General features: G+C 58.4%; 27 protein-coding genes. 19 read left to right on the top strand and 8 right to left on the bottom strand.

Features of this window, described 5'->3' with window-relative positions:
* Positions 1-378 precede the first annotated feature (378 nt).
* The 3 genes from ACSQ3Z_RS34210 (at position 379) to ACSQ3Z_RS34200 (ending at position 4,850) form a co-directional block, all read left to right on the top strand.
* Positions 379-2,133 carry a hypothetical protein gene (locus ACSQ3Z_RS34210; protein ID WP_436175544.1) on the top strand — a complete coding sequence of 585 codons (1,755 nt, stop codon included), beginning with the start codon at positions 379-381 and terminating at the stop codon, positions 2,131-2,133.
* A 52-nt stretch (positions 2,134-2,185) separates the two neighbouring features.
* Positions 2,186-2,437 carry a hypothetical protein gene (locus tag ACSQ3Z_RS34205; protein ID WP_436175543.1) on the top strand — a complete coding sequence of 84 codons (252 nt, stop codon included), beginning with the start codon at positions 2,186-2,188 and terminating at the stop codon, positions 2,435-2,437.
* 1,504 nt (positions 2,438-3,941) lie between these two features.
* Positions 3,942-4,850 carry a LysR family transcriptional regulator gene (locus ACSQ3Z_RS34200; protein ID WP_436175542.1) on the top strand — a complete coding sequence of 303 codons (909 nt, stop codon included), beginning with the start codon at positions 3,942-3,944 and terminating at the stop codon, positions 4,848-4,850.
* 708 nt (positions 4,851-5,558) lie between these two features.
* Here the strand turns inward: ACSQ3Z_RS34200 and ACSQ3Z_RS34195 are convergent.
* Positions 5,559-6,507, bottom strand: a protein-coding gene (locus ACSQ3Z_RS34195; RefSeq protein WP_436173611.1) for an IS630 family transposase whose coding sequence is annotated in 2 segments (ribosomal slippage) — positions 5,559-6,170 and positions 6,172-6,507 — 948 coding nt in all. Because the reading frame shifts where the segments join, the coding sequence is not laid out codon by codon here.
* 96 nt (positions 6,508-6,603) lie between these two features.
* On the opposite strand from ACSQ3Z_RS34195, the gene ACSQ3Z_RS34190 reads away from it, so the two are divergent.
* Positions 6,604-6,768, top strand: a complete 165-nt coding sequence (locus tag ACSQ3Z_RS34190) for a GNAT family N-acetyltransferase (protein WP_436175674.1) — start codon at positions 6,604-6,606, stop codon at positions 6,766-6,768.
* 145 nt (positions 6,769-6,913) lie between these two features.
* On the opposite strand, the gene ACSQ3Z_RS34185 is transcribed toward ACSQ3Z_RS34190, so the two are convergent.
* The 7 genes from ACSQ3Z_RS34185 to sdhC all read right to left on the bottom strand — a co-directional run bounded on the left by ACSQ3Z_RS34185 (position 6,914) and on the right by sdhC (position 12,288).
* The gene (locus tag ACSQ3Z_RS34185) at positions 6,914-7,111 is read right to left on the bottom strand and encodes a hypothetical protein (RefSeq protein WP_436175541.1); all 198 of its coding nucleotides are present in this window, start codon (positions 7,109-7,111) and stop codon (positions 6,914-6,916) included.
* A gap of 74 nt (positions 7,112-7,185) precedes the next feature.
* Positions 7,186-8,043, bottom strand: a complete 858-nt coding sequence (locus ACSQ3Z_RS34180) for an SMP-30/gluconolactonase/LRE family protein (RefSeq protein WP_436175540.1) — start codon at positions 8,041-8,043, stop codon at positions 7,186-7,188.
* A 27-nt stretch (positions 8,044-8,070) separates the two neighbouring features.
* Positions 8,071-8,835, bottom strand: coding sequence for a spermidine synthase (locus ACSQ3Z_RS34175; RefSeq protein ID WP_436175539.1), 765 nt, complete (start codon positions 8,833-8,835; stop codon positions 8,071-8,073).
* A 24-nt stretch (positions 8,836-8,859) separates the two neighbouring features.
* Positions 8,860-9,639 carry a succinate dehydrogenase iron-sulfur subunit gene (locus ACSQ3Z_RS34170; protein ID WP_436175673.1) on the bottom strand — a complete coding sequence of 260 codons (780 nt, stop codon included), beginning with the start codon at positions 9,637-9,639 and terminating at the stop codon, positions 8,860-8,862.
* Positions 9,640-9,686: 47 nt separating this feature from the next.
* Entirely contained in the window at positions 9,687-11,480 is a 1,794-nt protein-coding gene (gene sdhA, locus ACSQ3Z_RS34165) for a succinate dehydrogenase flavoprotein subunit (RefSeq protein ID WP_436175538.1), read from the bottom strand.
* An 11-nt stretch (positions 11,481-11,491) separates the two neighbouring features.
* Positions 11,492-11,884, bottom strand: coding sequence for a succinate dehydrogenase, hydrophobic membrane anchor protein (gene sdhD / locus ACSQ3Z_RS34160; RefSeq protein WP_436175537.1), 393 nt, complete (start codon positions 11,882-11,884; stop codon positions 11,492-11,494).
* A complete protein-coding gene (sdhC, locus tag ACSQ3Z_RS34155; RefSeq protein WP_436175536.1) occupies positions 11,881-12,288 on the bottom strand; it encodes a succinate dehydrogenase, cytochrome b556 subunit in 408 nt (135 codons plus the stop codon). The genes sdhD and sdhC overlap by 4 nt, the downstream gene beginning before the upstream one ends.
* Before the next feature lie 239 nt (positions 12,289-12,527).
* Here sdhC and ACSQ3Z_RS34150 point away from each other — a divergent pair, with 239 nt between their 5' ends.
* The 15 genes from ACSQ3Z_RS34150 (at position 12,528) to hemA (ending at position 26,872) form a co-directional block, all read left to right on the top strand.
* On the top strand, positions 12,528-12,842 hold the full coding sequence (locus tag ACSQ3Z_RS34150; RefSeq protein ID WP_436175672.1) for a helix-turn-helix domain-containing protein: 315 nt from the start codon (positions 12,528-12,530) through the stop codon (positions 12,840-12,842).
* The gene (hyfB, locus tag ACSQ3Z_RS34145; RefSeq protein ID WP_436175535.1) at positions 12,839-14,854 is read left to right on the top strand and encodes a hydrogenase 4 subunit B; all 2,016 of its coding nucleotides are present in this window, start codon (positions 12,839-12,841) and stop codon (positions 14,852-14,854) included. Before ACSQ3Z_RS34150 ends, hyfB begins: the two co-directional genes overlap by 4 nt.
* Positions 14,845-15,801, top strand: a complete 957-nt coding sequence (locus tag ACSQ3Z_RS34140) for a respiratory chain complex I subunit 1 family protein (protein ID WP_436175534.1) — start codon at positions 14,845-14,847, stop codon at positions 15,799-15,801. Before hyfB ends, ACSQ3Z_RS34140 begins: the two co-directional genes overlap by 10 nt.
* Positions 15,801-16,463, top strand: a complete 663-nt coding sequence (locus ACSQ3Z_RS34135) for a hydrogenase-4 component E (protein ID WP_436175533.1) — start codon at positions 15,801-15,803, stop codon at positions 16,461-16,463. Before ACSQ3Z_RS34140 ends, ACSQ3Z_RS34135 begins: the two co-directional genes overlap by 1 nt.
* Positions 16,460-17,911 carry a hydrogenase 4 subunit F gene (locus ACSQ3Z_RS34130; protein WP_436175532.1) on the top strand — a complete coding sequence of 484 codons (1,452 nt, stop codon included), beginning with the start codon at positions 16,460-16,462 and terminating at the stop codon, positions 17,909-17,911. The genes ACSQ3Z_RS34135 and ACSQ3Z_RS34130 overlap by 4 nt, the downstream gene beginning before the upstream one ends.
* Positions 17,912-17,915: 4 nt before the next feature.
* Positions 17,916-19,448 (top strand): nickel-dependent hydrogenase large subunit, encoded by a 1,533-nt coding sequence (locus ACSQ3Z_RS34125; RefSeq protein ID WP_436175531.1) that lies wholly within the window; start codon positions 17,916-17,918, stop codon positions 19,446-19,448.
* Between the two features lie 11 nt (positions 19,449-19,459).
* Positions 19,460-19,999, top strand: coding sequence for an NADH-quinone oxidoreductase subunit B family protein (locus ACSQ3Z_RS34120; protein WP_436175530.1), 540 nt, complete (start codon positions 19,460-19,462; stop codon positions 19,997-19,999).
* Positions 20,000-20,497 carry a hypothetical protein gene (locus ACSQ3Z_RS34115; protein WP_436175529.1) on the top strand — a complete coding sequence of 166 codons (498 nt, stop codon included), beginning with the start codon at positions 20,000-20,002 and terminating at the stop codon, positions 20,495-20,497.
* Between the two features lie 91 nt (positions 20,498-20,588).
* Positions 20,589-20,975 carry a DUF983 domain-containing protein gene (locus ACSQ3Z_RS34110; RefSeq protein WP_436175528.1) on the top strand — a complete coding sequence of 129 codons (387 nt, stop codon included), beginning with the start codon at positions 20,589-20,591 and terminating at the stop codon, positions 20,973-20,975.
* An 88-nt stretch (positions 20,976-21,063) separates the two neighbouring features.
* Complete coding sequence (locus ACSQ3Z_RS34105; protein WP_436175527.1) at positions 21,064-21,501, top strand: YbgC/FadM family acyl-CoA thioesterase; 438 nt, start codon at positions 21,064-21,066, stop codon at positions 21,499-21,501.
* Positions 21,502-21,596: 95 nt separating this feature from the next.
* Positions 21,597-23,909: an NADP-dependent malic enzyme gene (locus ACSQ3Z_RS34100; protein ID WP_436175526.1), complete on the top strand. Its 2,313-nt coding sequence runs from the start codon at positions 21,597-21,599 to the stop codon at positions 23,907-23,909.
* Positions 23,910-24,048: 139 nt separating this feature from the next.
* Entirely contained in the window at positions 24,049-24,444 is a 396-nt protein-coding gene (locus tag ACSQ3Z_RS34095) for a DUF983 domain-containing protein (RefSeq protein ID WP_436175525.1), read from the top strand.
* An 88-nt stretch (positions 24,445-24,532) separates the two neighbouring features.
* Entirely contained in the window at positions 24,533-24,805 is a 273-nt protein-coding gene (locus ACSQ3Z_RS34090) for a helix-turn-helix domain-containing protein (protein WP_436175524.1), read from the top strand.
* Positions 24,806-25,188: 383 nt separating this feature from the next.
* Positions 25,189-25,608: a hypothetical protein gene (locus ACSQ3Z_RS34085; RefSeq protein ID WP_436175523.1), complete on the top strand. Its 420-nt coding sequence runs from the start codon at positions 25,189-25,191 to the stop codon at positions 25,606-25,608.
* 49 nt (positions 25,609-25,657) lie between these two features.
* Positions 25,658-26,872 carry a 5-aminolevulinate synthase gene (hemA, locus tag ACSQ3Z_RS34080; RefSeq protein WP_436175522.1) on the top strand — a complete coding sequence of 405 codons (1,215 nt, stop codon included), beginning with the start codon at positions 25,658-25,660 and terminating at the stop codon, positions 26,870-26,872.
* Positions 26,873-26,975 lie beyond the last annotated feature (103 nt).

The raw sequence follows: 26,975 nt of genomic DNA, 5'->3' as shown, positions 1-26,975 counted from the left end.
GGAACTTCCGGTTCCGGTCCCAGAAAGCCCTGTTCCGAAAAGCGCCTCATCTCCGTCATAGAGGCAACCTTTGCCTCCGCCCGGAAGCGGACATCGTGGGTGACAATGCTGGAGGTCATGTTCGCGCCAATCTCGGACGGAGTCAGTGATCGGGATGAACGTCCTTAGATGGGATCAACGCGTCATTGTCCGTTTCCCTAAAGGGCAATATCGCGGTTCGACGATCCCTGCTTAATCTTGACACCAGAGTAATGCCCAGAAAGACTGTCGTCAGGGCGACGCGTATCAATATTTTGGCTCACGCAATGACGGCGACAGATTGGTGGCAACTTGTTGGCAGCGGGTGGTAACGCCAAAAAAACACCACAGGAGAGAGCATTGAAACACGCTCGGGGGCTTTGGTTAATTCTGCTCGCACTTGGCACCATGATGGTGGTGGCTATCGCGCCGGCGTCCGCACAGCAGCTCGAAGGTCAGGTCCTCGGCGCGGGTGCCCCAATCGCCAACGCGACGGTCACGCTTTGGGCTGCAAGTGCCGACGCCCCCAAGCAGCTCGCCAGGACGGAAAGCGATGCGGATGGCCGTTTCACGCTGAACTCCGCCCAGGCGCCGAGCGGCGACAGCAACCTGTATCTCGTCGCCACCGGCGGTGAACCGACGGCCAACAAGGGAAGCGGAAACAACCCGGCCATCGCGCTCATGGCAGCGGTGGGTCCGACAGTGCCAGCCAAAGTGACTATCAACGAGATGACGACAATCGCCTCGGTGTGGACGCACGCCCAGTTTCTCGACGGCGCTGCAATCAAGGGCCATGCGCTCGGCCTCAGGATCGCTGCGGGCAACGTGCCCAATTTCGTCGATCTTGAGACGGGCGGCTGGGGCGGGCCGATCCAGGACCCTCTCAACAGTGGCCAGACGCCGACGATGGCCAACTTCGCGACGCTGGCCGACGTGCTGTCAGGGTGTGTGACGACCGTGACGCCCGACGCTTGCAGCAAGCTCTTCGCGGCCGCCACGCCTCAGCAAGGAGGCGCTCCGACCGACACGCTGGCGGCGGCGGAGAACGTGGCCCGTTATCCCTGGTATCAACCGAACCGGCTGTTCGCCCTGCTGGATGCGTTCTATCCGGTCCCCGAGGGCAAGAACCTGCGGCCGGTGCCGTACATGCCATATCTCAACCTGTCGCCCAGCGCGTGGGTTCTGCCGCTCAAGTTCGATGGCGGGGGGTATCGGGCGGGCGGCAAGGCAATGTTCGATAGTGAGGGCAACCTTTGGGTGGGCGACAACTTCAGCGTCGGCTGGCAGGCGTCGGATGCCCTTTGGCAAGGCAGCGCCACCAAGTTCGCTCCCAACGGTCGTGCGCTCTCCCCGATCACCACGGGCTTTACCGGCGGCGGCATGGAGGGTGGCACCTTTGGCGCGGCCGTCGATGCCAAAGACAATGCCTGGCTGACGAACTACGGCAGCAAGTCCATCACAGTATTTGACAAGAACGGCAAGCCGCTGACGCCGCCCGAAGGCATCACGTTCGATGGCAAACTTGGTCTTATGCAGGGTGTCATCGTCGCGCCAAGCGGAGACGTTTGGGTTCTCGGCGTCGAGAAGAGCCAGCTCGTTTACTTTCCCAAGGGGGATCTGGCTGCGGGCCGGATCGTTTGCGAGGGCGATAGCGCGGAGCCGTGCAAGTCATTCAAGGCACCGTTTTTCCTTGCCATAGACCAGCAGGACCGGATCTGGGTATCCAATAGCGCGCTCGACCACGTTACACGCTTTCCCGCCGCCGATCCTACCAAGGCGGAGAAATTCAAAACCGGATTTAACAATAGCGGCCTTGCCATCGACAGCCTGGGCAACGTTTGGATCACCGAACGGTTCGGCAGCGGGCTGCTGGGCATGGCCCATCTGTTTGACTTCGATGCACGCGTGAAGCTCGAGGGTGTTGCAAAGGCGTCTGACTACCTGACGAAGACTATGTCGGAGCAGGAGGGAGGTAGTGGCAGCGTTACGGTGCTGCGGCCGGATGGCACGCCATACCCCGGTTCGCCCCTTCAAGGGCGGCGGTCTTCCCGGTCCATGGGCTGCGGTCGTGGACGGCAACGACAACGTTTGGATTTCCAACTTTGCGATGCCTAGCAGTCCAATCGTGCAGCTGTGCGGTGCTCGCACCGAGAACTGCCCTCCCGGTATGAAGACCGGCGATCAGATTTCGCCGCCTGGAGGATATGTCGGTGGGGGCCTGCAATTGCAAACCGATCTCGCCGTCGATCCGGCGGGCAACGTATGGGTGATGAACAACTGGCAGGATATCGACAGCTGTTACGCCAACCCTAGCGAGGCGCTTTCGACCCGCTGCGGGGGCCAGGGCGTTGTCATTTTCTATGGAGTAGCCAAGCCCGTCCGCGCACCGCAAATCGGGCCGGCACACGGGTACGAGTGACGAACCGGTGGCGTCTCAGGCGCTTCGTCCCAACAGCCGGAGCGACTGCACTTTGAGCAACATGCGACATTCAATGCGCGGTAGCGAACGTCTGGGTTGGGTCAGCTCACGACGATGCCCCCGCCGACCTGAATGTCCGCTCTTGAAGCTTCCGCAGCCTGAAGCTGCCAGTCCGCTGTCGGCCCCGATCAGGTCGTTCGGTGCGTCGCCGCCCGCAAGTGGCGCATTTGAGACTTTTGGTGCCCGGACGCAAAAGCAAATATCTATTCTGCAACGGCAACCGTCGCATGGATGTTGCGGCTGCCATACGATGTGTGATACATCCTAACGAAGTCGATTGGAAATTCCATAATAAAATCAATGCCGAATAGAGGAAGCGGACCAATCCGCCTCTGGGCACCATTTTCTCCCAAGAAATGCTTTGTTTCCAAGAAGATACAAGGACTGAGCGGATTTCCATCCACCCCGCTACCCACCTGGAAATAGCCGGTTGCTTGCCGTTTCTTATGAAGATTGGGTTTGATCGCCGTGAGGCACTTTGAGGTAGTCAGGCAGCTTTACTTGCCACTCACTCATCAGGGTCAAGGTGCATTCTACCGTCTCTCCATCAGGCTTGACGAGGGCGAGAGTACCCGCTGGCACCGTTGTGTCCCATTGAAAGGCATCTGACATCACCGTGAGCAATTCGCGCTTGTGGGGCGGTGTAAAGGTTGTCCAATTGGTTGCCCTTGGTCGCAAACGCTACCATCCCAAGATAGATTCGTTTTCGGTAAAGTCCGAAATGAAATCGAAGCATGACATTTGGCGTACCAAGCTCTGTTCAAGGACCTTATGCCATATGACCACAGCTAGAAGGCGGCAGCGGTCGGCGGGCGAAACAGTGATGGTAATTTCGGCGCGCATACGCCCGACCCGCGCACTAAACGCCCAACAAGAATTCCGCACAAGAGATTTCAAATGTCGGGTTTTCTTTACTAGCGAATCGCTATTGCCGCACCAAAGACGCATTTCCAAGAACAGGTTTTGTATTCTTGGCGACAGTCTCTACCCCTGCTGGTCTTGCACAGACTGTAGACTTGCGCACAATCCGAACCGCAGCTTTTATGCTCGCCGACGTCCGCTATAACGCTTTCATCGATGCTGGCCTTGGAGGTCACACTACATTGATGAGTATAACCTGGTAGGCCCGATGACGCGCTCGCGTCGCCGCATTGTTCGGCGGCAATCGCCGATACATTTGCAAGGGCAATAAGACCGAGAGAAGCTAAGCTTACAATTGATATGTAGCGCATGGTTGCTCCTTTCAATTAATGAATTAACTGAAGAAAGTGGAATAAATACATTATTCCATCTTTCATTGTTTTTAAATAATCAATGTCGCTTGAAGATACTTCTTCACCCATGTATCGACAGGATTAATTATCTCGATGACGGTGCTGCTGTCTTGTGCTATGTTTTGTTCAGCCTGCTGCAAGAATTGCAGCGGTGATGCCGGAGGCTGCCGATGCGTTATCTGAACTCCGCTCACTATATCAATGTGGTGGCCAAGACCGGTTCGATCCGCGCCGCCGCGGAATTGCTCGCCATAACCTCGACGGCGCTCAACCGGCGTATATTGGCGATGGAGGCCGAACTCGGCGTTGCGATTTTCGAGCGACTGCCTCACGGCGTGCGATTGTCCGGCCCGGGCGAGCTTCTAGTGCATCACATGCGCAACCAGTTATCCGATATGGAGCACGTGAAATCGCAGATTGCAGACCTTGCTGGCGCCCGGCGCGGCCATGTGGCGATCGCCTGCAGCCAGGCGCTATTGCCCTACCATCTGCCGATGCAGATCTCGCTCTACCGCAAGGAACATCCGAATGTGACCTTCGGAGTGCACCTGCGCGACCGGGAGGAGGCCGAGCGTGCCTTGGTCGATCACACGGCCGACATCGCCATCGTATACGAGCCAGCCCGGCTGGCTGCTTTCATGACGCTGATGCGGGTGCACCAGCCGGTGCATGCGGTTATGCGGCCCGATCATCCGCTGGCTTCTCACGAGACGGTGCGGTTGCGCGCTTGCCTCGACTATCCAATCGCGCTTCCCACATCAGGTTACGGCGTGCGCTACCTGCTCGACATCGGGGCGCAATCGTCATCGCTGCAGCTGGAGCCGGTGATTCAGTCGGACAGCTTCGAATTCCTGCGCAACCACGCTATCTCGGAGGATATCATCACCTTCCATTTCCCAATTGGCCTGTCCCACCAGACGATGACCGGTGACATGATCTCCCGGCCGCTCGACCCGCGCGACGTGCCCGCTGGCATGCTCTATGTCGGCCAACTCAAGGGCCGCACCCTACCGGTGGCCGCTGCCCGTTTCGCCGACCAGCTTTCCGCCTCGCTGGCGCAGCAGTATGACGTGTCGTGATGGCACCTGCCACTCAGCTTGATGCACCTGGATATAAGGCTGTCGGGGTAGCTGTCTAGCGTTGCCGGTATAGGCGCAGCCGTCAGGCGCGCAGCGGCGCTGTCCGGGCATTTGTCGGCCCAAGACAAAGCTAACAGCCGGCTAAGCCCACCTGTGCGGGTATCTGTCCTTTCTAGAGCCGAGCGGCGGTCACAACGAAAAGAGCATTATTCAATGCCGGCTTCGGCGGGTGCGTGAGATGGGGCAATCTCCAACGATAAGGGTACTTCGCCTTTCAATGGATGTTTCTTTTCCTTGGAAGGGCTATTCCCATATGGCCCCTGTGCATTATTGGGACACAGATTCACGGTAGGCGTTTCGCCGCTGCCTGATCGGCAAGGTTCGACCCTGAGTGGACGCTAAGTGTTGTCGCGAAATGCTATTTCTGCGACGTTGCAAAAGTCGGACGCGAAACCATCAGTAAGCGCGAAACAATGCGTTGACGGGTAAAACAATTCTGACCATGTTTGCATTATGAGCTTCAACCTTCGCCCCGCAGATATCATCCGACGCCGATGCTGCATGATCGTGCAGCGTGGCGTGTCGATTCTGCGACGACGAGGATTCCAAGGAAGTTAGCTTCCCTTTCATCGTCATAGAATTTTCCGCAACCTGCCCACCTCTCGGTCGGCAGGTTTTTTATTTTCTGCAACTGTCAGCTAGACTCCTTCATGTTTTGACGGAAGCGTATCCAGCGTTGTTGAAGTAGTTTGCGCATTCGTCTGGCTTGATTGTTCCGACGAGGGTGCCGAGATGGCGCCAGGTGTCTTCGATAGTTCGCTTCTGGGCGTGGCGCATCCAATGTTTGATCTTGGCGAAGGTCTGCTCGATCGGGTTGAGATCGGGTGAATAGGGCGGCAGGAACCAGAGCCTTGCGCCGGCGGCCTTGATGGCGTGACGGATGGCTGCAGATTTATGGCTGCCCAGATTGTCCATGATCACGATGTCGCCTGGCCGCAGGGTCGGGAGCAGTTGCTGACGGACATAAGCGCGGAAGCATTCACCGTTGATCGGGCCGTCGAAGACGCATGGCGCGGTGAGTTCGTCGCAGCGCAATGCGCCCAGGAAGGTCAGGGTTCGCCAATGGCCATGCGGGGCAAAGCCGCGCAGGCGCTGTCCCCTTGGCCCCCAGCCGCGAAGTGGGGCCATGTTGGTCTTGATCCACGTCTCGTCGATGAAGACCAGACGCGCCGGATCGAGGCGACCCTGCCACGACCTCCAGCGCTGGCGGCGACGAGCTATGTCGGCTCGGGCCTGCTCAAGAGCGAACAGCGTTTTTTTTGAAGCTCAGGCCCTCGCGCCTCAAGAACACCCAGACCGCGTTGTGCGAGACCATCACCCCGCGCGCGGCCAACTCATCCTTCAGCCGATGCAGCGTCAGATCAGAGGTCTGGTTGATCCGCTCCACGATGAAGGCCCGATGCGGCTCCAGAATACGCTTGCGGTGTCCACCCATCTTGCCCGGCGCAACCGAGCCGGTGGCACGGTAACGCTGCGACCACTTCACCACCGAGGACACTGCGACGCCAAAACGCGACGCCACCACACGGCAGCTCTCGCCGGTGCCGACGGCTTCAACAACACGCTCACGAAGATCGTTCGAAAGGGCTCGTGTCATCAGACGCTGGCCTCCGTCCAGCCAGCATCTTGAATCACAAACCAGCTGCTTTGGGAATCCTACGATTCTCTCAAGAAATGAAACGCTCTAAAGGCCATAGCCACTGGCACATGGTATATTTCAGCGGCGGCCATCTATCCCGAGCATCAAAGTAACGGGTTCGGAAAATCGCTTCTCGCTGAAGCCGAGTCCATCGCTCGGGCAGCGCAGAAAGATCGTCTGACGCTTGAGTCCGGCGCAGACGGTACTGGGCCGACATAAACAGCGACGACCGACCGATCCGATTGAAGGTCAGGTCATCTGTGGAAGACAAATATTAAAACCAGCACAGCCGCCGCCAACGCTGCAAGGAGATAGAAAGTTCGGCTGGCGCGTGATCGCCATCCCTTGCTTTTCGTCCCTAGCCTCATTCTTTCTCTTTCGCCATTCGTTGTGCCTTTAGCCGAGCTGTCTTTGCGTCCCGCTCTGCCTTCTCCACGTCAGCGATTGATCGGACTTCGATATTGCTGCGGGTTTTTCGCCTGTCGTCCTGACTGGGCAAATTAAACAGATTATCTTTGGTTAAAGTGCCGAGGTATACGGCTCTTTTATTCGTCTCTGCCATGATTGCTCTCCAATCCGCTACTAATGTATCAAGTATTGTCTCTGGCGGTAGCAATGACCGCATAGTCGCGCTCGCTAGCTACTATCAAACAATCGCAGCGCGGGGGCCTCGACATAGGCGACATGCACCTGTGCGGTCGCAGAGCAGCCGTCGACGGCCTCAATTCTCTTATCCACCGTTGTGCAGAATAGACTTCTGCCGTCAGGCCCCCCTAGGGCGCAAGCAACAGCCTGACAGTGTGGGATACGAACCTGGTGAGTGACTCTTCCACCTTCCAGGACACGCATGAAATACGGTGATCCGGAGCCGGCAAGCCAGACCCCGCCCTCGCTATCGAGACAAGTGCCATCCGGCGCCACGTTGCCAAGTTCGGCAAAGAGCGTCGGGCGGCTGAGCGTGCCGTCTGCCAGAATTCTAAATGCGGTAAGGCGATGGCCGAAGGTCTCCGCCACGACGAGACGTCCGTCCGCGGTGACTACGCTCCCGTTCGGGAACGCCAAATCATGTGCAACTGTTCGCGCCTGTCCATCAGGTTCGACCAGCACGATGCTTGCATCCGCATAACCAGGCGCAGTTTCTCTCCGAAAGCTGAACACGCCGACATATGCCCGGCCGTTCTGGTCGACGACCATATCGTTGGGTTCGCCCGTTGCGCAGGCACTTAGATCGGAGTGTATGGCGAGTGAACCATTCTTGAGGCGCAACAGAGTGCGGTCCCGCATCGAAACAACGAGAAGCGATCCGTCCGGCATGAAGCCGAGACCAGAAGGACGGTTTGGCACCTCGGCGACGACTTCGGTGCGTCCATCAAGACCAAGACGGTAAACCTTACGGCCGATCATGTCTGACATCCAAAGCGTCCCATCATGCCAGCGAGGTCCTTCCAGGAAGTAAAACCCGCCAGCTAGGACTTCTGAACGAAGGGTGATCATCAGTGTTTTCGTGCCCACCGCGGTATATCAAAAACCCGCTTTGCTTTGCTCCGTCTGGCGAGGCAGGCGCCAAGGTCTGAACGCGAGCCGACTCAGATCCCAGGCGATATCATCCGTGCCGACCACGGGCGGCATCAACATTCTCGGCGGCACCAGCTCGTGAACGTTGCCAGCCATCACGATGGCATTGCGGTCTGGCACACCGCGGATATCAAGCAATCTGACGTCATTCCAAACAGAGTTGAGACTGGCGGCAACGCGATCCGGCAAAGGATCCAAATCGTGGCGAGCATGAACATTTCCGATAAAGCAGCCGGAAGAATTCTTTAGCCGGCTACGCGCCAGTCGAAAGAATGTTTCAGTCCGTAGATTCTCTGGGATCCGTTTCCCGACGTATGCGTCCAGGACGATTGCATCATAGCGTTGGCGTTCGGCGCGTAAGAATTCCTCCCCGTCGGCGACACAACAGACGACATGGCGCGGGAGCCCAAAGTGTCGTCGTGCGATCTGAAAAGCCTGGGGATTTATGTCAACAATCGTCACCCGTGCTCCAACTCGATCGAGCATCGTGCCCAAGCTGCCGCCGCCGCCGCCAATCATGAGCACGTCGGTGACCTGCTTCTGAGCGAGGAGGCCGAAGATTGCATGGACGTAGGGTACGACGCTCACGCCGTTTTGGTCACACTCACTTTGAAAGCAACCGCCCTGGCGATAGATGAACGAGCCAGTATCCTTGGCGCGAAGGACCTCTATATTGCCGAAATCGGAATGATATTTCGCTATTCGGATCATGATTTCATCACTGCGGCCAAGTTTCTAAATCCGCCGTTCGACCATCATGGTCTTAACGGCGGCAATAGCCTTTGCCGGGTTGAGACCCTTCGGACAGGTTTGGGTGCAGTTCATGATGGTATGACAGCGGTAGAGACGGAATGGATCTTCAAGGTCGTCAAGACGGTCCCCCGTCATCTCATCGCGGCTGTCGATCAGCCATCGATAGGCCTGCAAGAGCACGGCGGGCCCGAGATAGCGATCACCGTTCCACCAATAGCTTGGACAGGAGGTCGAGCAGCAAGCGCACAATATGCACTCATAAAGACCGTCAAGTTTTTCGCGATCCTGATGACTTTGCTTCCATTCTCCCTGGGGTTTTGGCGTTATGGTCTGCAACCAAGGCTTGATTGAAGCGTACTGGGCGTAAAAGTGGGTCAGGTCAGGAACCAGGTCCTTGATCACTTCCATGTGGGGCAGCGGGTAGATCTTCACATCACCAGCGACATCCTCGATGCTTTTGGTGCAGGCAAGCGTATTGGTTCCGTCGATGTTCATGGCGCAGGAACCGCAGACACCTTCGCGGCAAGACCGTCGAAACGTCAGTGTCTGATCAATCTCTTCCTTGATCTTGATCAGCGCGTCGAGAACCATCGGACCGCATTTGCCAAGATCGACTTCATAGATGTCTATTCGTGGGTTCTGCCCATCGTCCGGATTCCAGCGATAGATGCGGAATCTTTTGACCTTGGTAGCGCCGTCATCGTTCTTGAAAGTCCGCCCAGCTGTGATTGTGGAGTTTTTGGGCAGTGTGAGCTGAACCATCGTCTCTTCCTTTGAAAACCCGTCACGCGCCGCGGCAGGGATTGCCATCAGTAGACGCGGGTCTTGGGTTCGATGTATGCGATGTCCGTGGTGAGGGTATATGTGTGGACTGGCCGATAATTCAGGCTGACATGACCCTCGCCGTCGCTCCTGGCCAAAGTGTGGGTCATCCAGTTTTTGTCATCCCGATCAGGGAAGTCTTCGCGTGCATGAGCGCCACGACTTTCAGTGCGCGCGAGAGCGGAATCGACAAGTGTTGTTGCCTGGAGAAGAAGGTTTTCGAGCTCAAGCGTCTCAACCAAGTCGGAATTCCAGATCATTGAGCGATCTGAAACACGCAGATCGGAGAGGCCGCCCCACACCTCCCTCAGTTTTTCCTTGCCTTCTCGCAGGATCTCCGCCGTTCGAAACACGGTGGCATAGCTCTGCATGGTGTGCTGCATCCTGACTCTCAGGCGGGGTGTCGGTGTGTCCCCCTTGGCATTGCGCAACTTGTCGAAGCGGTCGAGCGTGGCTTCGCCTGCATTGGATGGCAGCGCCGGCTGCGCAGCGCCAGGAACAAGCAGTTCGGCGCAGCGCAACGCAGCCGCCCGACCGAAGACCACGATGTCGAGGAGCGAATTGCACCCAAGCCGGTTGGCGCCGTGGACGGACACGCACGCCGCCTCACCCACGGCCATGAGACTGGGAACAATGGCATCCGGATTGCCATTGGCGCCGCTGATCGCTTCGCCGTGGTAATTTGCGGGGATGCCGCCCATGCAATAGTGGGCAGTCGGCAGGACCGGTATCGGCTCGCGCGTCACGTCGACCCCAGAAAAGATCTTGGCCGACTCCGATATGCCGGGCAAACGCTCGCGCAGCATGGCGGGATCGAGATGGTCGAGGTGCAGATAGATATGGTCCTTGTTCGGCCCAACGCCCCTCCCCTCCCGAATTTCAACCGTCATTGCTCGAGAGACAACATCGCGGGAGGCGAGATCCCGGGCAGATGGAGCGTAGCGCTCCATGAAGCGTTCGCCCTCCGAGTTGACCAGGTAGCCGCCCTCGCCGCGCGCGCCTTCCGTAATCAGGCAGCCCGCACCGTAAATCCCGGTTGGATGAAACTGCATGAATTCCATGTCCTGGAGCGGCAAGCCGGCACGCAGAACCATGCCGCCGCCATCGCCGGTACAGGTGTGGGCAGATGTGCAGGAATAATAGATTCTGCCATAGCCTCCAGTCGCCAGGATGACTGTCTGCGCACGAAATCTGTGCAGTGAGCCGTCCTCTAGGGACCAGGCGACGACGCCACGGCATTCACCATCGACCATGATGAGATCGAGAACGAAATACTCGATGAAGAACTGAGCGCCAAAACGCAGGGCCTGCCCATAGAGCGTATGAATCAGGGCGTGCCCAGTGCGATCTGCTGCAGCACAAGCCCTTGGCACGGGGCGCTCGCCAAAATTGCTCATGTGGCCGCCGAAGGGACGCTGATAAATTTTCCCGTCCTCGGTACGCGAGAACGGCATGCCGGCGTGTTCCAGCTCCATGACCGTCGGAACAGCCTGGCGGCACATGTATTCAATAGCGTCTTGATCGCCGAGCCAATCCGACCCCTTGACGGTGTCGTACATGTGCCATTGCCAGTTATCTTTGCCAAGATTGCCAAGGCTGGCTGCAATACCGCCCTGAGCGGCGACTGTGTGACTGCGGGTCGGAAATACCTTGGTGATGCATGCCGTCTTCAGACCGGCTTCGACAGCGCCTTGGGTAGCACGCAAACCAGCGCCACCGGCGCCAACGACGATCACGTCATAGGTGTGATCGACAAACGCGTATGCCTTTGACGTGCTCATTACGTTCTCATTCACATGGCTTGCGGGCCGAGGCTGATCTTCAACACCGCATAAAGGCACGCGACAGTGATCGTTGCCGAAAAGAGAATGTTGAGAATGAGCACGACAATCTTAGCGCCAGGCCCCTGTACGTAATCCTCGATGATCGACTGCATGCCGACGCACATATGCCAGACGCTGGAAAGAACGAGCAGCAAGAGTGGAATCGCCACCAACGGGTTAGCAATCGAGCTTCGGGCGGTCGCACAGTCTGCCCCGATGCGCGTCAACAACAACGCTATGAGGAAAAGCGCGAGTGGCACGTTGGCCACGGCCGTCAACCGCTGAATCCAGAAATGACCGGTACCAGCACCAGCCGACCCTGATCCGCGCACGCGTTTCATCGGCGTTTGCATATTGGTCATGTCGGTCCCCCAATCAGGTGGCCCGCCATCCAAATCGCAGCGGTTAGTGAGAGCGAACCCACAAGCGTTGCGCGCGCCATGAAGTTTGCCGCCGGCAGATCAAACCCCTTCCCCATGTCCCAGACAAAGTGCCGAAGGCCACCCAGCAAGTGGTGAACAAGCGTCCAGATGTATCCGAGCAGGACGATCTCTCCGGCTGGCGAGCCAATAAAGGACTGAAATGTGGCGTAAGCTCCCGGACTCCACGCTGCCGCAACCAACCAGCAGGTCAGCAACAGCGTGCCTAAATAGAGAGCGATTCCCGTGAGCCGATGCAGGATGGACATCATCATGGTCATCGTCAGCCGATAGATCCGCAAATGCGGTGCAAGAGGTCTTCGCTGCAAGCGCACGGTCGGCTTCATCCCCTGTCTCTTCCAATCCGAGCCAGCTCGGCCGGAAATCATGAAACGACTATGCCAAGGCCCGGAGGCTCGGCGCATGCACCCGGGAGTTGAGCACATCACGGCTGCCAACATGTCGATCTGACGGCGTTGCCATCAAAATCGATATCTTGTGCATCACTTATTGACCCTAACACATTTTAATATATGCTGCAACGTGTAGACATCATATCTTGAAGCTGACAGAGAGGATGCGACACGTGATAACTGCTCCACAGTTGCGCGCCGCAAGGGCGCTGCTTGGCATCGATCAGCGCAGGCTCGCCGAATTGTCCGGACTCTCGGTGCCGACAATCCAGCGCATGGAAGCCAGCGAGGCGATGATCCGGGGGAATGTCGATTCCCTCATGAAGTTAATTGGGGCACTTGAACTCGCCGGCGTCGAGTTGATCGGAGAAGGCGCGACCAGCCAGGCTAGCGGGCGTGGGGTGCGGCTGAAGGCAGACTTCGATCCCGCCAAGATCTCCGGCACCGACAATTCGAAAGCCAAATTGAGTATGAGGAGTGTGGCGTGATTCCAAGTGTCGCGGTTCTTCTATGGGGCGTCGCCGCGCTTTTGGGAACCGTCCTGCTGGCCATAGCTGCCAGTCGACGCAACTCGGCAACGCGCCTGATTTATGGCGTAACCCTTGGCATTTCAGCCGTCTTGTTGGTGCTTGTCCTAACCCACTTCGCAGTGGATCCGGGTGTGTCGGTTGTCACGCTGCCACTCGGATTGCCTTGGATTGGGGCTCACTTCCGTCTCGATGCGCTCTCGGCTTTTTTTCTCGTCGTCGTCAACCTAGGCGGTGCGCTCGCCAGTCTTTATGGACTCGGTTACGGCCGTCATGAGGCTTCGCCGCACCGGGTACTGCCATTCTTCCCCGCCTTCCTTGCAGGCATGAACCTTGTGGTGCTCGCAGATGACGCCTTCACGTTCCTGCTTTCCTGGGAATTCATGTCCCTGACCTCGTGGGCGCTGGTCATCGCGCACCATCGCGAAGAGGGTACGACGCGGGCGGGATACATTTATCTTGTCATGGCGAGCTTCGGCACGCTGGCGCTGCTTCTCGCCTTCGGTCTGCTGTCCAGCTCGAGTGGAAATTACGCATTCGAGGCGATACGTGCAGCCGAGCCCACCCGGTTTGTCACGGGTGCCGTTCTGGCCCTCATGTTGCTCGGGGCAGGTTCCAAGGCCGGTCTCGTCCCGCTGCACGTCTGGCTTCCACTCGCTCATCCTGCAGCGCCAAGCCACGTATCTGCCCTCATGAGCGGCGTCATGACCAAGGTCGCCATCTACGGCTTCATACGCGTTATTTTCGACTTGCTCGGCGAACCGCCATGGTGGTCTGGCGTCGTCGTGCTTTTCCTCGGAGGCATGACTGCTGTTCTCGGGATCCTGTACGCGTTGATGGAAAAGGATCTCAAGCGGCTCCTTGCCTACAGCACAATCGAAAACATCGGCGTCATCTTCGTCAGTCTTGGCCTCGCACTCGCCTTCAAGGCGAACGCGATGCCGTCGGCCGCAGCGCTGGCGCTCACCGCCGCACTCTTCCACGTTCTCAACCATTCCTTTTTCAAGAGCCTGCTGTTTTTCGGTGCAGGCGCCGTGCTGACAGCGACCGGCGAGCGCAACATGGAGAAACTGGGCGGTCTCATTCATCGCATGCCGCTGACCAGTTTCGTCTTTCTCGTCGGCTGCGTTTCGATCTCCGCGCTGCCGCCCTTCAATGGCTTCGTCTCCGAATGGCTGGCTTTCCAGGCGATACTGCAGAGCCCGGATTTGCCGCAATGGGGCCTGAAAGTCATGGTGCCCGCTGTTGGTGGCCTGCTGGCGCTGTCGGCGGCGCTTGCCGCCGCCTGTTTCGTAAAGGCGTTCGGGATCACATTCCTCGGCCGGCCACGGACCTCGGTGGTGGAACACGCACACGAAGTTGACCGCTACGCGCTGGCGGCAATGTTCATCCTCGCGGCCCTTTGCCTGCTGGCAGGAATTCTACCGGGCTTCGTAATAGACGGCCTTTCGCCGGTGACGCTTTCGCTCATCGGCAACCGAATGCCGGTGCAGATGGCGCAGCCCTGGCTGTCAATCGTGCCGATCGGCGAGAGCCGCAGCTCCTACAATGGCCTGCTGGTGTTCCTGTTCATCGCCGCTTCCGCATCGCTTGCCGCACTCGTCATTCACCGCTTCGCCTCACAGGCGCTGCGTCGTGGTCCCGCCTGGGGCTGTGGCTTCCCGGACGTGACGCCGGCCGCGCAATACACGGCGGTGAGTTTCGCGCAGCCTATCCGCCGCGTCTTCGGTACTTTCGCGTTCCGAGCCAGGGAAAATGTGGATATGCCGGCGCCGGGCGCTACCGGTCCGGCACGCCTGACTGTCGAAGCCCACGATGTCATCTGGGAGACGCTTTATCAGCCGATCGCCGGGTTCCTCGATTTTGCAACCGAGAAACTCAACCATCTGCAGTTCCTGACAATCCGGCGCTATCTGACCCTCGTCTTCCTCTACCTCGTCACCTTGCTTCTGGTGCTCGCGCTATGGCCCTGATCCTAGAACTGGTTGTCCAGGGCGCGCAGATGATGCTGGTGCTTCTGCTGGCGCCGCTGCTGACTGGCTTCGTGCGCAAGGTGAAGGCGAGACTGCTGCGGCGCCAGGGATCTTCGCTGATCCAGCCCTACCGCGATCTCATGCGGCTTATGCGCAAGGAAGTCGTCCTGGCCGACAACGCATCCTGGCTGTTTCGCGTGACACCTTATCTGATCTTCGCCGCCACTTGGGTGGCTGCCGCACTTATCCCGACATTCGCCACCGGCCTCACCTTCAGCTGGACCGCGGATCTCATCGCCATTGTTGCCTTGCTTGGAAGCGCGCGCTTCTTCCTGGCGCTGGCGGGGATGGATGTCGGGACGAGCTTTGGCGGCATCGGCGCAAGCCGCGAGGTGATGATCGCATCGCTGGCCGAGCCCGCCATGCTCTTGATCGTGTTCAGCCTCGCGCTGGTCGCCGGAGCGACGCAACTCTCCACGGTCGCTGCTTTCATGAGTTCGTCCGACGTTGGTCTGCGGGCATCGCTCGGCATGTCCCTCATTGCTCTGGTCATAGTGGCGCTCGCCGAAAACGCTCGAGTACCCGTAGACAACCCGTCAACCCACCTGGAACTCACCATGGTTCACGAGGCGATGGTGCTGGAATATTCCGGCCGCCATCTGGCTATGATCGAGTTCGCCGCCTTCCTCAAGCTACTGCTTTATATGTCGCTTATTTCCTGCGTCTTCGTTCCGTGGGGCCTGGTGACGGACGGGAGCGGGCCAAAGCCTTATTTGCTCGGATTGGTCGCCTATATCGGCAAACTGGCCGCGGGTGGCGTCCTTCTCGCCTTGTTCGAGACTTCCATTGCCAAGATGCGTGTCTTTCGCGTCCCGGATTTCCTGGGTGCGGCACTGATGCTTGCCCTGCTCGGCACGCTCCTCCTTTTTGTATCGCGGAGCCTATGATGCGCGGCCTCATCTTCGACATCGCCCATTTGCTCGCTGGCGGCCTGGTCTTGATCAGTTTTATGATGCTCTATCAGGATCGTCTTTTTGCGCTGATCAACGTTTTCGCGCTTCACGCAGTGGTCCTTGCCTTTTCCGTGGCTTGGCAGGCCTACATTCAGGACGCCCATCATCTCTACGTCACGGCGGCGATCGCCCTCGTGTTCAAGGGGATGATCATTCCCGTGGGCCTTCACCGCATCATTCAGCGCCTCGGTATTCATCGCGACATCGAGACGGCCATTGGCATCGGCCCGACCATGCTGGCGGGAATTGGCCTGGTGACGCTCTCGATGGTGCTTATGCTGCGGATTACTCCCGACGCCGACCCGCTGGCCCGCGAGGATCTGGCCTTCGCGCTGTCCATCATCCTGCTCGGGCTCCTTGTGATGGTCACCCGCCGGAATGCCGTCAGCCAGGTCGTCGGATTCATGTCGCTCGAGAACGGCCTGGTCCTTGCAGCGACGGGCGCCAAGGGCATGCCGCTGGTTGTCGAGATCAGCGTCGCCTTTTCAGTCCTGATCGCGTTCATCGTCATCGGGGTCTTCCTGTTCCGCATTCGCGAACGATTCGACTCGGTGGATGTCGGCGCGCTCGACGACTACAGGGGAGAACGCCGTTGACCGCGTTTTCCTTCAATGCGGTGGCCGCCATTTTGCTGATACCCGTCGGTGCAGCCGTACTCCTGGCGGCGCTGCCAAACTACCGGGTCACGGCGCGCCTGAATGTCGCCGCAAGCTTCCTGACCTTGCTCGCCGCAGTGTCGCTTCTCGTCACCGACCGGCCCACGCCGGGACAATACCTGCTCGTCGACGACCTCAACATCGTTTTCATCGTGCTCAATACATTCGTCGGCTTCACGACCAGCGTGTTCAGCGCCTCCTACATTGGCCACGAGCTGGAAACCGGCCGGCTGACCGCGCCAAACCTGCGATTTTATCACGCCATGTACCAGGTCATGATGTTCGGCATGAATCTGGCGTTCGTGTCGAATAATATCGGCTTGATGTGGGTGGCGGTGGAGCTTGCCACGCTGACCACCGTGCTCATGGTCGGCATCTATCGCACGCATGAGGCGCTGGAGGCGGCCTGGAAATATTTCATTCTGGGAAGCGTCGGCATTGCGCTCGCCCTCTTCGGCACTATCCTCGTCTACATGGCCGCCCAGCCGGTCGTCGGCGAGGGCACGAATGCCATGGTCTGGACCGTGCTGATCGAACATGCCGCCCGTTTCGACCCGGCTTTGCTCAACGTCGCCTTCGTCTTTCTGCTGCTCGGCTACGGCACCAAGGTCGGCCTTGCCCCCTTGCATGCCTGGCTGCCCGACGCGCATGCGGAAGGCCCAACGCCGATTTCCGCGGTGCTGTCGGGCTTGCTGCTGAATGTCGCGCTCTATGCCGTGCTGCGCTTCAAGCTGTTGCTGGCCGCAAGCCCGCAGGCGATACCCCCGGGACCGTTGATGGTCACGATGGGGCTCACCTCCCTCATCTTCGCCGCCTTCATGCTCTACCGCCGCCGCGACATCAAACGCCTGTTCGCCTACTCTTCGATCGAACATATGGGCATCATCGTCTTTGCTTTCGGCATGGGTGGTCCGCTCGCCAACTTTGCCGGCCTGCTGCATATGGTCATGCACAGCCTGACCAAGTCGGCGATCTTCTTTGCGGTCGGCCACATTGCGCAGGTCAAGGGGACGCAAAAGATCGCCGACATAAGAGGGCTGACGGAAACCCATCCCGGGCTTGGCTGGGCGCTCGTCATCGGTGTCGTCGCCATCGCCGGCCTGCCGCCGCTCGGGATCTTTATGAGCGAATTCCTGGTCGTGAGTTCGACATTCGCGAGACACCCGCTTTTGGCCATCCCCTTGGTATTCGGGCTCTTGCTTGCCTTTGGCGCCCTGCTGCTGCGGCTGACTGGCGTCGCTTTCGGTGAGCCACGAGGCAGTCTTGCACCTGTCGAGGCATCCTACGCGCCGCTGTACGCCCATCTGACTCTTGTGTTGATCGCCGGCATCTATCTGCCGCCGCCGCTGGTTACATGGTTTCAGCATGTCGCAAACCTGCTGGGATGAGCAGATGACCAAGAAGAAACCCATACCCGCACTCAAAGACGTCATCCTGGCCGGCCGTCGCGTCGAGCGGCACTTTCCTTGGATGCGTGCCGTGGTGGCTCCAAAAATGTGGAATTTCGCCGCCGAACAGTTGGCTGCAGGTCGCTGGAGCTTGCTCGGTCTGTGGGGCGAGCCTGCTAGCGTGCACATGGCGCTTCTGGACAAAAACGCCGCAGAGCCCGGCGTGATTAGTCTGGAATGCCCGGGCGGCCGCTACCCATCGGTCGGCCAGTTGCATCCGCCTGCAATGCGTCTGGAACGCGCGGCCGCTGACCTGTTCGGTCTGTTGCCGCAGGGTGCGCCTGATTCCCGGCTGTGGCTCGATCATGGGCAATGGGGGTTTAGCCGTCCATTGGGGGCGCCGGGTCCTGCCGCAACAGCAGCTTCATCATACCGTTTTCTTCCTGCCGAGGGCGAAAGCCTGCACGAGATCCGGGTTGGGCCTGTGCATGCCGGCATCATCGAACCCGGGCATTTTCGATTCACGGCAAGTGGCGAAACGATCGTTCGACTGGAGGAGCGCCTCGGATACACGCACAAGGGCATAGAAGGCTTGATGGCGGGGTCCGATATCCACCGTGCCGCCAAGCTGGCCGGCCGAACCTCCGGCGACAGTACCGTGGCATATTCGTTTGCTTTTGTTCGTGCGGTCGAAGCGGCGCTGGGTGTCGAGGTTCCGCCACGCGCGGTCTGGTTGCGCGCGCTGATGGCCGAACTGGAGCGTCTGGCCAACCATCTCGGCGACATCGGCGCCATCTGCAACGACGCCGCTTTCTCACTCATGCATGCCCACTGCGGCGTGCTGCGCGAGCGTGTATTGCGCGCCAGCGACGCCGCGTTCGGCCACCGTATGATGCGCGACCGTGTCGTGCCCGGAGGAGTAGCAAGCTATCTAAGCGATGGGGGGACGACAGCGATTCGGTCTCTGATCGCAGAAATCGGGCGGCGGTTTCCCGCACTGGTCGAACTCTACGACAACACCGCCTCGCTGCAGGATCGGACAGTCGCAACTGGCCGGCTCAACGCAGAGCTCGCCGGGCAATATGGCGCCGGGGGTTATGTCGGCCGAGCCTCCGGTCGGGACTTCGATGTGCGGCGCGATCTCGCCTATCCTCCCTATGATGAGCTGGCTTTCGATGTGCCTCTCCTCCAGGAGGGCGACGTGAACGCCCGCGTCTGGATTCGCATCCATGAGGTCAAGCAGAGCTTATCTCTGGTCGAACAAATCCTGCGACAACTACCGAGCGGCCCGATCCGTGTCGATGTTGCGCAGACAAACGGGCCGCATGAAGGCATGGCACTCGTCGAAGGTTTCCGTGGCGACATTCTGGCTTGGCTGCGCATTGGCGAAGGCGGCACCGTTGAGCGCTGTCACCTTCGCGATCCCTCTTGGTTCCAGTGGCCGCTTCTCGAGGCAGTTATCGAGGGCAACATCGTGGCCGACTTTCCGCTCTGCAACAAGTCATTCAACTGCTCTTATTCGGGCCATGATCTTTAAAGGCTGCTGCGATGCGAATGCTCCTCCTAAGAAGCCTGATTCAACCGCCGCTTACCGAGCAGTCACCGCCGGCAGGCGATGCGGCGATCAACGAACTCGCGCGCACTCTTGACGGCGCGGCACACAAGCGATTGGGCCGAAGTCTGTCCATCCGCGCGGTCGACGCCGGTTCCTGCAATGGCTGCGAACTCGAAATGCACGCCCTGAGCAACGCCTTCTACGATATCGAGCGCTTCGGAATCCGTTTCGTTGCGTCCCCGCGCCACGCCGATGTGCTGCTCGTCACCGGGCCGGTTACCAAGAATATGCGCGAGGCGTTGCACCGAACCTACGATGCTACACCCAACCCCAAATGGGTGGTTGCCATCGGCGACTGCGCCCTGAACGGCGGGTGTTTTGCCGGGAGCTACGCCGTCATGGGCGGGGTATCTGCGGTGCTGCCAGTCGATCTGCATATTCCCGGCTGCCCACCGCCGCCGATGGAGATTCTAAAGGGATTGCTCGCGCTGCTTGAGGGAGTGAACGTCAAGACAGGTGCTCCCAGAGGTTAAATGGCGGTGCTGCGGCTTTCTCTGGCTGGCCTTGTCGCCGCATGCACTCAATGCATAGCCGCAGTTCTGGCCACGTTTGTCGTCTTGCTGGCCGCACGACACGCCCTGATCGTTCTGGCGCCTCCGGATGTCGGCGCTAAACCCAAATCCGAATTGGACGCGCTCGTCCCCATTCTGCGGTGCATCTATCTCGCGATGGCCTTTGGGATAGCCCTGACCTATAATCGGGTTGTCTATTTCACTGCTGCGCGTATCCGCCTTGCATCGCGCTTGATGCTTCCGACCGCGCCGGATCATGCGACAAAAAGCCTGCTGACCCAGCTTACGCTAGCATCGGTTGGATTTGCGGTATTGGCGCTTCGCCCTCCGCCGGCTTCGTTGATCGAGGCCGTCTCTCCTGAGTGTGCCTGGGCCGCCTTGGTCACTTGGTCAGGCTTGATGAGCGCCGTAGTGGCCGGTTTTGGCGCCAATGCCCACGCCGCAAGGAGGGCGTTATGAATCGGCCAACGGCTGACCATGTGAAAAGACCGCCCGCAACGGGCCTGCCTCGCTGTGAAACGGCGTATCTTATTTGCAAAGGCGCGGTCATGTGACGCCCGAAGAGCACGAAAGCGAAAGGCCCACTCTCGGTGTCGCCGCCCGACGCGGGCTGCTTGGACGATGCCCCAACTGCGGAAAAGGCAGGCTATTTGCGTCATATTTGAAGCAGGTGGATCACTGCGATGTTTGCGGTCAGCAGTACGGGCATATCCGGTCCGATGATGCAGCTCCCTGGCTCACGATTCTGGTTGTCGGCCATCTCGTTGTACCAACTGCCCTTGCTGTCGAAAGTCGAACATCTTTGCCGAATTGGGTTTCGATGACCTTATGGCCGGTGGTGGCTTTATGTGCGGCGCTCGTCGTTCTGCCGCGCGCCAAAGGGCTGCTTTTAAGCGTGATCTGGAGCACGCGGTCACCGGGATCGGAGCGCGATTGAACAATTCGTGACAACTCTGTCGATTTGACACGGACGGACGGTAAGTATGGGCAATCAAAGAGCATCCGCTGTCGATCGCGGAGCGATAATGACGGGAAAATTGACGGATACCGGCCACCGATTGGAGGCCCGCATCTATTATGCAGATACGGATTTTTCCGGAGTGGTCTACCACGCACGATACTTGGAATTCTTGGAGCGGGGCCGCATCGAGTATCTGCGGCTGGTTGGGGTTGGATATCTTAAACGCGCGGATGGCCATTTTGACGCGCCATTGGCGTGGATTATCCGACGCTTGGAAATCGATTTTCGACGACCGGCCCGAATTGATGATCTCGTCACTGTCGAAACGACGACGGCAAAGATCTCCAGTGCCCGCGTCCTGATGGCACAAACGATTCGGCGAGGTGCCGACATTCTGATCACGGCCCGGGTGGAGTGCGCGCTTGTCAACAGCTCAGGCCGGCCGCAACGGTTTCCAAAGCACTGGAAAGAGCTTTTCCGTCCGCAAAATGATCTGACTTAAGAAACATAGTGTGGCTACGTCGGTCCATGAAATCCTAAGTCGCAACGAAATGCCGAGATTTTGATTATCAACCAGACGAATAGGAAGGCGCCGCGATGACCGCCGACACGAATGAGCAACAAAAGGGATTGCGGGAAGCAGCGCTTCAATATCATGAGCATCCGCGCCCGGGAAAACTAGAAGTCCAGCCGACCAAACCCCTTGGCAATCAACGTGATATGGCGCTCGCCTATACGCCCGGTGTGGCGGCGCCTTGCGAAGAAATCGCGGCAAACCCAGAGACGGTGGCCAAGTATACCTCGCGCGGCAATCTGGTGGCAGTCATATCCAATGGCACGGCCGTGCTGGGCCTCGGCGCCATCGGTGCACTCGCCGCAAAACCCGTAATGGAGGGAAAGGCCGTCCTGTTCAAAAAATTTGCCGGCATCGACGTCTTTGACATCGAGATCGATGAAACAGACCCAAAAAAACTCGTCGACATCATAGCGCCATTGGAGCCCACTTTCGGGGGTATCAATCTTGAAGACATAAAGGCTCCGGAATGCTTCGAGATCGAGGAAGCGCTTCGCGCGCGCTTGAACATCCCGGTCTTTCACGACGACCAGCACGGCACGGCCATCATTGTCGGAGCCGCTGTTCTCAACGGACTCGAACTTGCTGGAAAGAGCATCGAGAAGGTAAAAATTTGTACGTCGGGCGCCGGGGCAGCGGCTATCGCCTGCCTCAATCTACTTGTGGCGCTCGGCGCCAAATACGAAAACATCTGGGTCGCAGACAAAGGCGGTCTGGTCACCCATAAACGTGTCAGTGTCGTTGACCGCTGGCGCGGGAAATACGCCCAGACTACCAATGCGACAACGCTTGCCAGCGTGATGGACAACGCCGACGTGTTTCTCGGACTCTCTGGGCCTGGCGTTCTCAAGCCCGAAATGCTCAAGGCGATGGGCAAAAATCCGCTGGTGCTCGCGCTTGCCAACCCAACGCCCGAAATCATGCCCGAAGAAGCGAAGGCAGTTCGCCCCGACGCCATGATCTGCACAGGGCGCTCTGACTATTCCAACCAGGTCAACAACGTCCTTTGCTTCCCCTTCATCTTCCGCGGCGCTCTCGATGTCGGCGCCACGACGATTAACGAGGAGATGAAGCTTGCGGCGGTGAAGGCGATTGCCAAGTTGGCCCACGAGCCCGGCCTTGAAGCATCCCCATCGGGCGAGCCGGCGATATATGGACAGGATCACATCATCCCGGACCCCTTCGATCAAAGGCTGATTTTGAGGATCGCTCCGGCGGTAGCGCGGGCCGCAATGGAGACTGGCGTCGCGAAGCGCCCGATTGCCGATTTCGACGCATACCACGATAGCCTCAACCGCTTCGTTTTCCGCTCGGGCCTGGTGATGAAGCCAATCATCGACCGTGTGCGGAACCAGGGTAAGAGGATCGTTTTTGCCGATGGCGAAGATGAACGAGTGCTTCGGGCGACGCAGGTGATCATAGAAGAGCGCATCGCGCGCCCGATTCTGATCGGCCGGCCGGCCGTGATCGAACAGCGCATTGCACGTTTCGGCCTTACGCTTGAACCAGGACGCGATTTTGAGATCATCAATCCTGAAGACGACCCACGCTACCGCGATTATGTCGCGTTGTTCCATTCTCTTGTCGGCCGGAGCGGCGTAGCGCCTGAAACGGCGCGTTCCGTGGTCCGCACGAACACCACGGTAATCGGCGCACTCGCGGTCAAACGCGGCGAAGCCGATGGCCTGATCTGCGGTCTGCAGGGACGCTATGTCAAACACCTGCGAGACATCCGCTCTATCATTGGGCTAGCGGACTCTGTGAAAGAGGCCTCAGCGCTCTCGATGCTTGTTATCCCTCGGGGTGTTTTCTTCCTTGCCGACACTTATGTGACTACGAACCCAAGTGCCGATGAGATCGTCAGCATGACGCTTCTGGCGAGAGACCATCTCAGGCATTTCAACATCACCGCGCGCGTAGCGTTGTTAAGCTATTCCGATTTTGGGTCTCGCGATGGCGAGAGTGCGCTCAAAATGCGCGAAGCCTATGGAAAACTGAGAGAGGCGGACCCCACTCTAATCGTCGAAGGCGAGATGCAAGGTGACCTTGCGCTAAATCAACGTCTGCGTGAACATTATGTGCCCGACACCATATTGAAGGGTGAGGCAAACCTGCTGATATTTCCGAACCTTGACGCTGCAAACCTTGCGATGACCTTGCTCAAGGAAATGAACGACGCGTTGTCCATCGGGCCAATCCTGATGGGGCCAAACAAACCTGCACATATTTTGGCACCCTCTTGTACAAGTCGAGGCGTCGTCAATATGGCCGCGATCGCCGCGAATGAGGCCCTTCTGCCCGAAAGTGGGGGCTGGCCGGTCTCCGATGTTTTCTAATGGCAAACTCGCATTTCAAGAAAAATCGGCGAGGCGGAAAGGGAGCCGGCAGGCTCACTCCGAGCCATTTCTTCTAGTCATGTCGAATAGCAGATATTTATGGGTTGATGCATTTAGGGTCAAGTCTTATACATGAGACATGATGGGCAGTGATGGCACAGAAGGGGCGCGTCCGACTCTGCAAGTCGCGCTGACGCGGGGCTTCATGGGGCGGTGCCCAAATTGCGGTCAGGGAAAACTGTTCCGCGCATATCTGAAACAAGTGGAAAGTTGCTCCGAGTGCAGCGCACGCTTTGGTGATATTGAATCAGACGACGCCGCGCCATGGTTTACGATCCTGTTGGCAAGCATCGCTGCAGCACCGCTTTATTTTTTATTTCAGACTCTTCTGACATCTCATTTCGTTGTTACGATGCTGTTACTGGTGCTAATTGTCGTTGTGCTGATCCTCGTTTTACTGCCACGGGTCAAGGGCGTATTGCTCAGTGCTTTTTGGCTATCACGGCTAGGGCGGGCAGCCCCGGATGACAGCTAGGTGCATTCAAGGCCGTTGCCTTGGCGCCGCTAAGCGGTTTTTCGCGATGTAGTTTTTCAAGGGATTCGCAGGTCCGGAGAATTTGGAGATGATTACCGCTTCGCAGATGCGAGCAGCACGGGCCTTGCTCGGAATGGACCAGAGAACTCTGGCTGAACGTGCTGGCGTTTCGCTCCCGACCATTCAACGCATGGAGGCCAGCGAAGGCGACGTACGGGGTGTCGCCGAGACGCTCATGAAAGTCATAAGCGCATTCAAAGCTGAGGGCGTTGAAATGATCGGGGACCATGAGCGCAGCAATGACGGGGGGCGCGGCGTACGCCTGGCGCACCCGGTCGGGTTAACAGGCCGGACTCACTGATTCCAATGTTCGTTTGGAACCCAACTACGGTTGTGCAGCAGGGTCGTTCAACGGACTTAGCGGGGAAGCCATGAGGTCTGATCGCTCAATGAAGCGGCGGTATACGTCAAGTCAAGAGCCGACAGGTGGCAGTTGGTCCGTTCTGGACAATCGCCCTGAACGGCCCACAGAAACGCCTTCCCGCGTTATGGTCGGCCTTAGCAAGGAAGATGCGTCTGACGCCGCCGATCTGCTTAACAAGCTTGATGATCAAAAGACAGGCCGATCCAAGCAAGATCGGCGTTCTAGATGAAAGACGAAGTGCAACTAAATCAAGAAGTGACCTGTTTGATCTTCCACCTGCCTAACCGTCTCTGGAGAGTTACGGCAGGCCTACATGCAAGATGACCGTTGAAAAAGAAGGAATACAGATACGGATGATGGACTTTGACCTACTAGATGACAGCGGAAGCAACAGCAACGGAAGTGGCTCAACCGAAGACTCTGTGCGACCATGCGGCACTGCGGAAGCCCCCAGCGATCACCACCACCCGGCACCCGGTCTGCATTGCCAACCCGCCGAATGGTTTGTCGTCAGGGTACGACGCGAGCTCGGAGCGCAAGATGTTGTTGCTCTGGTCCGCTACCTCACCGATTTCGGCTCGGGCGATGCGCTGGGGGTCGCGGTCGACGGCGGCTGGTCAATCCACCTTACAAAGCTCGCGGACCTGCAGCTGGTCACCTCGCAATACCCTGACCTGATCGAACGCCATTCGGATTCCCACAAATCCGGCGTCGACCAGCGCCAGTCGTTGGCCTTCTGACGCACCGAGAGAATGAACAAGACTCCATAAATCGGTGGAAGGTAGGACTATGGACTTCGAAGCTCTCCTCGCCGCAAGGCTTGATGGCTTGCACAAGGAAGGGCGCTATCGGGTCTTTGCGGAGATTGAACGTTACGCCGGCTCGTTTCCACACGCTATACGCCATGCCGGCGGCTTGAAGCGCGACGTGACCGTGTGGTGTTCCAATGACTATTTGGGCATGGGGCAGAACCCAACAGTGATTGCCGCTATGCACGAAGCCCTCGATAAATCCGGTGCCGGTGCCGGAGGCACCCGCAACATATCCGGCAATTGCCATGATCATGTCCTTCTCGAGCGCGAACTTGCTGATCTGCATGGCAAGGAAGCTGCCCTCCTCTTCACCTCCGGATATGTGTCGAACTGGGCCACCCTCGGAACCCTCGGCGCCAATATACCGGGCTGCCTGATTCTTTCCGATGAGGCCAACCACGCCTCGATCATAGAGGGAATACGCCATTCCAGGGCCGAGAAGCGGATCTGGAAGCACAACGACCCCAAGGATCTTGACCGCATTCTCTCCGAGTACCCCTACGAGCGCCCAAAAATTATCGTCTTTGAATCCGTCTATTCGATGGACGGCGATATTGCGCCGCTCGCCGAAATCCTCGCGGTTGCTGAGAGACACGGTGCGACGACCTATCTCGACGAGGTCCATGCGGTTGGCCTGTACGGGCCGCACGGCGGTGGTATCGCCGAGCGCGAGGGACTGATGAACCGTGTCACGATCATCGAGGGAACGCTTGGCAAGGCATTTGGCGTAATGGGCGGGTACATCACCGGGTCCGCTGTCGTCTGCGATTTTGTCCGCTCATTCGCTTCCGGGTTCATTTTCTCCACAGCGCTCCCGCCGGCGGTTGCGGCCGGCGCGCTAGCCTCGATCCGTCATTTGAAAGCATCGAACTTAGAGCGTGGCCGACACCGGGAGTGCGTGAGAAAAGTCCGCAGACGGCTTAAGAACATTGGTATCCCATGTCTTCAAAATCCGAGCCATATTGTACCAGTGATGGTACGCGACCCCGTAAAATGCAAATGGATTAGTGACATCTTGCTCGATCGATATGGGATCTACCTGCAACCGATCAACTATCCGACCGTGCCGCGTGGCACGGAGAGATTGCGCATTACGCCTTCGCCGCTGCATACGGACTCAGACATTGACCGTCTGGCTAACTCACTCTCCGACCTTTGGTCGAAATGTGCGCTGGATAGACAAGTGGCGTAAAATTTCCATTCGTGGGTCCTTTCCTTGCAATGGCCCGGATCGCCGCGCTATCGGTCTCGCTGCCGCGAACGCACGCGGTAAGAAGATCGGCTGGCACCAAAGG

The organism is Mesorhizobium sp. LjNodule214 (assembly GCF_964252735.1).
Lineage (GTDB): Bacteria > Pseudomonadota > Alphaproteobacteria > Rhizobiales > Rhizobiaceae > Mesorhizobium.
This window is presented reverse-complemented; position numbering and strand designations above follow the sequence as displayed.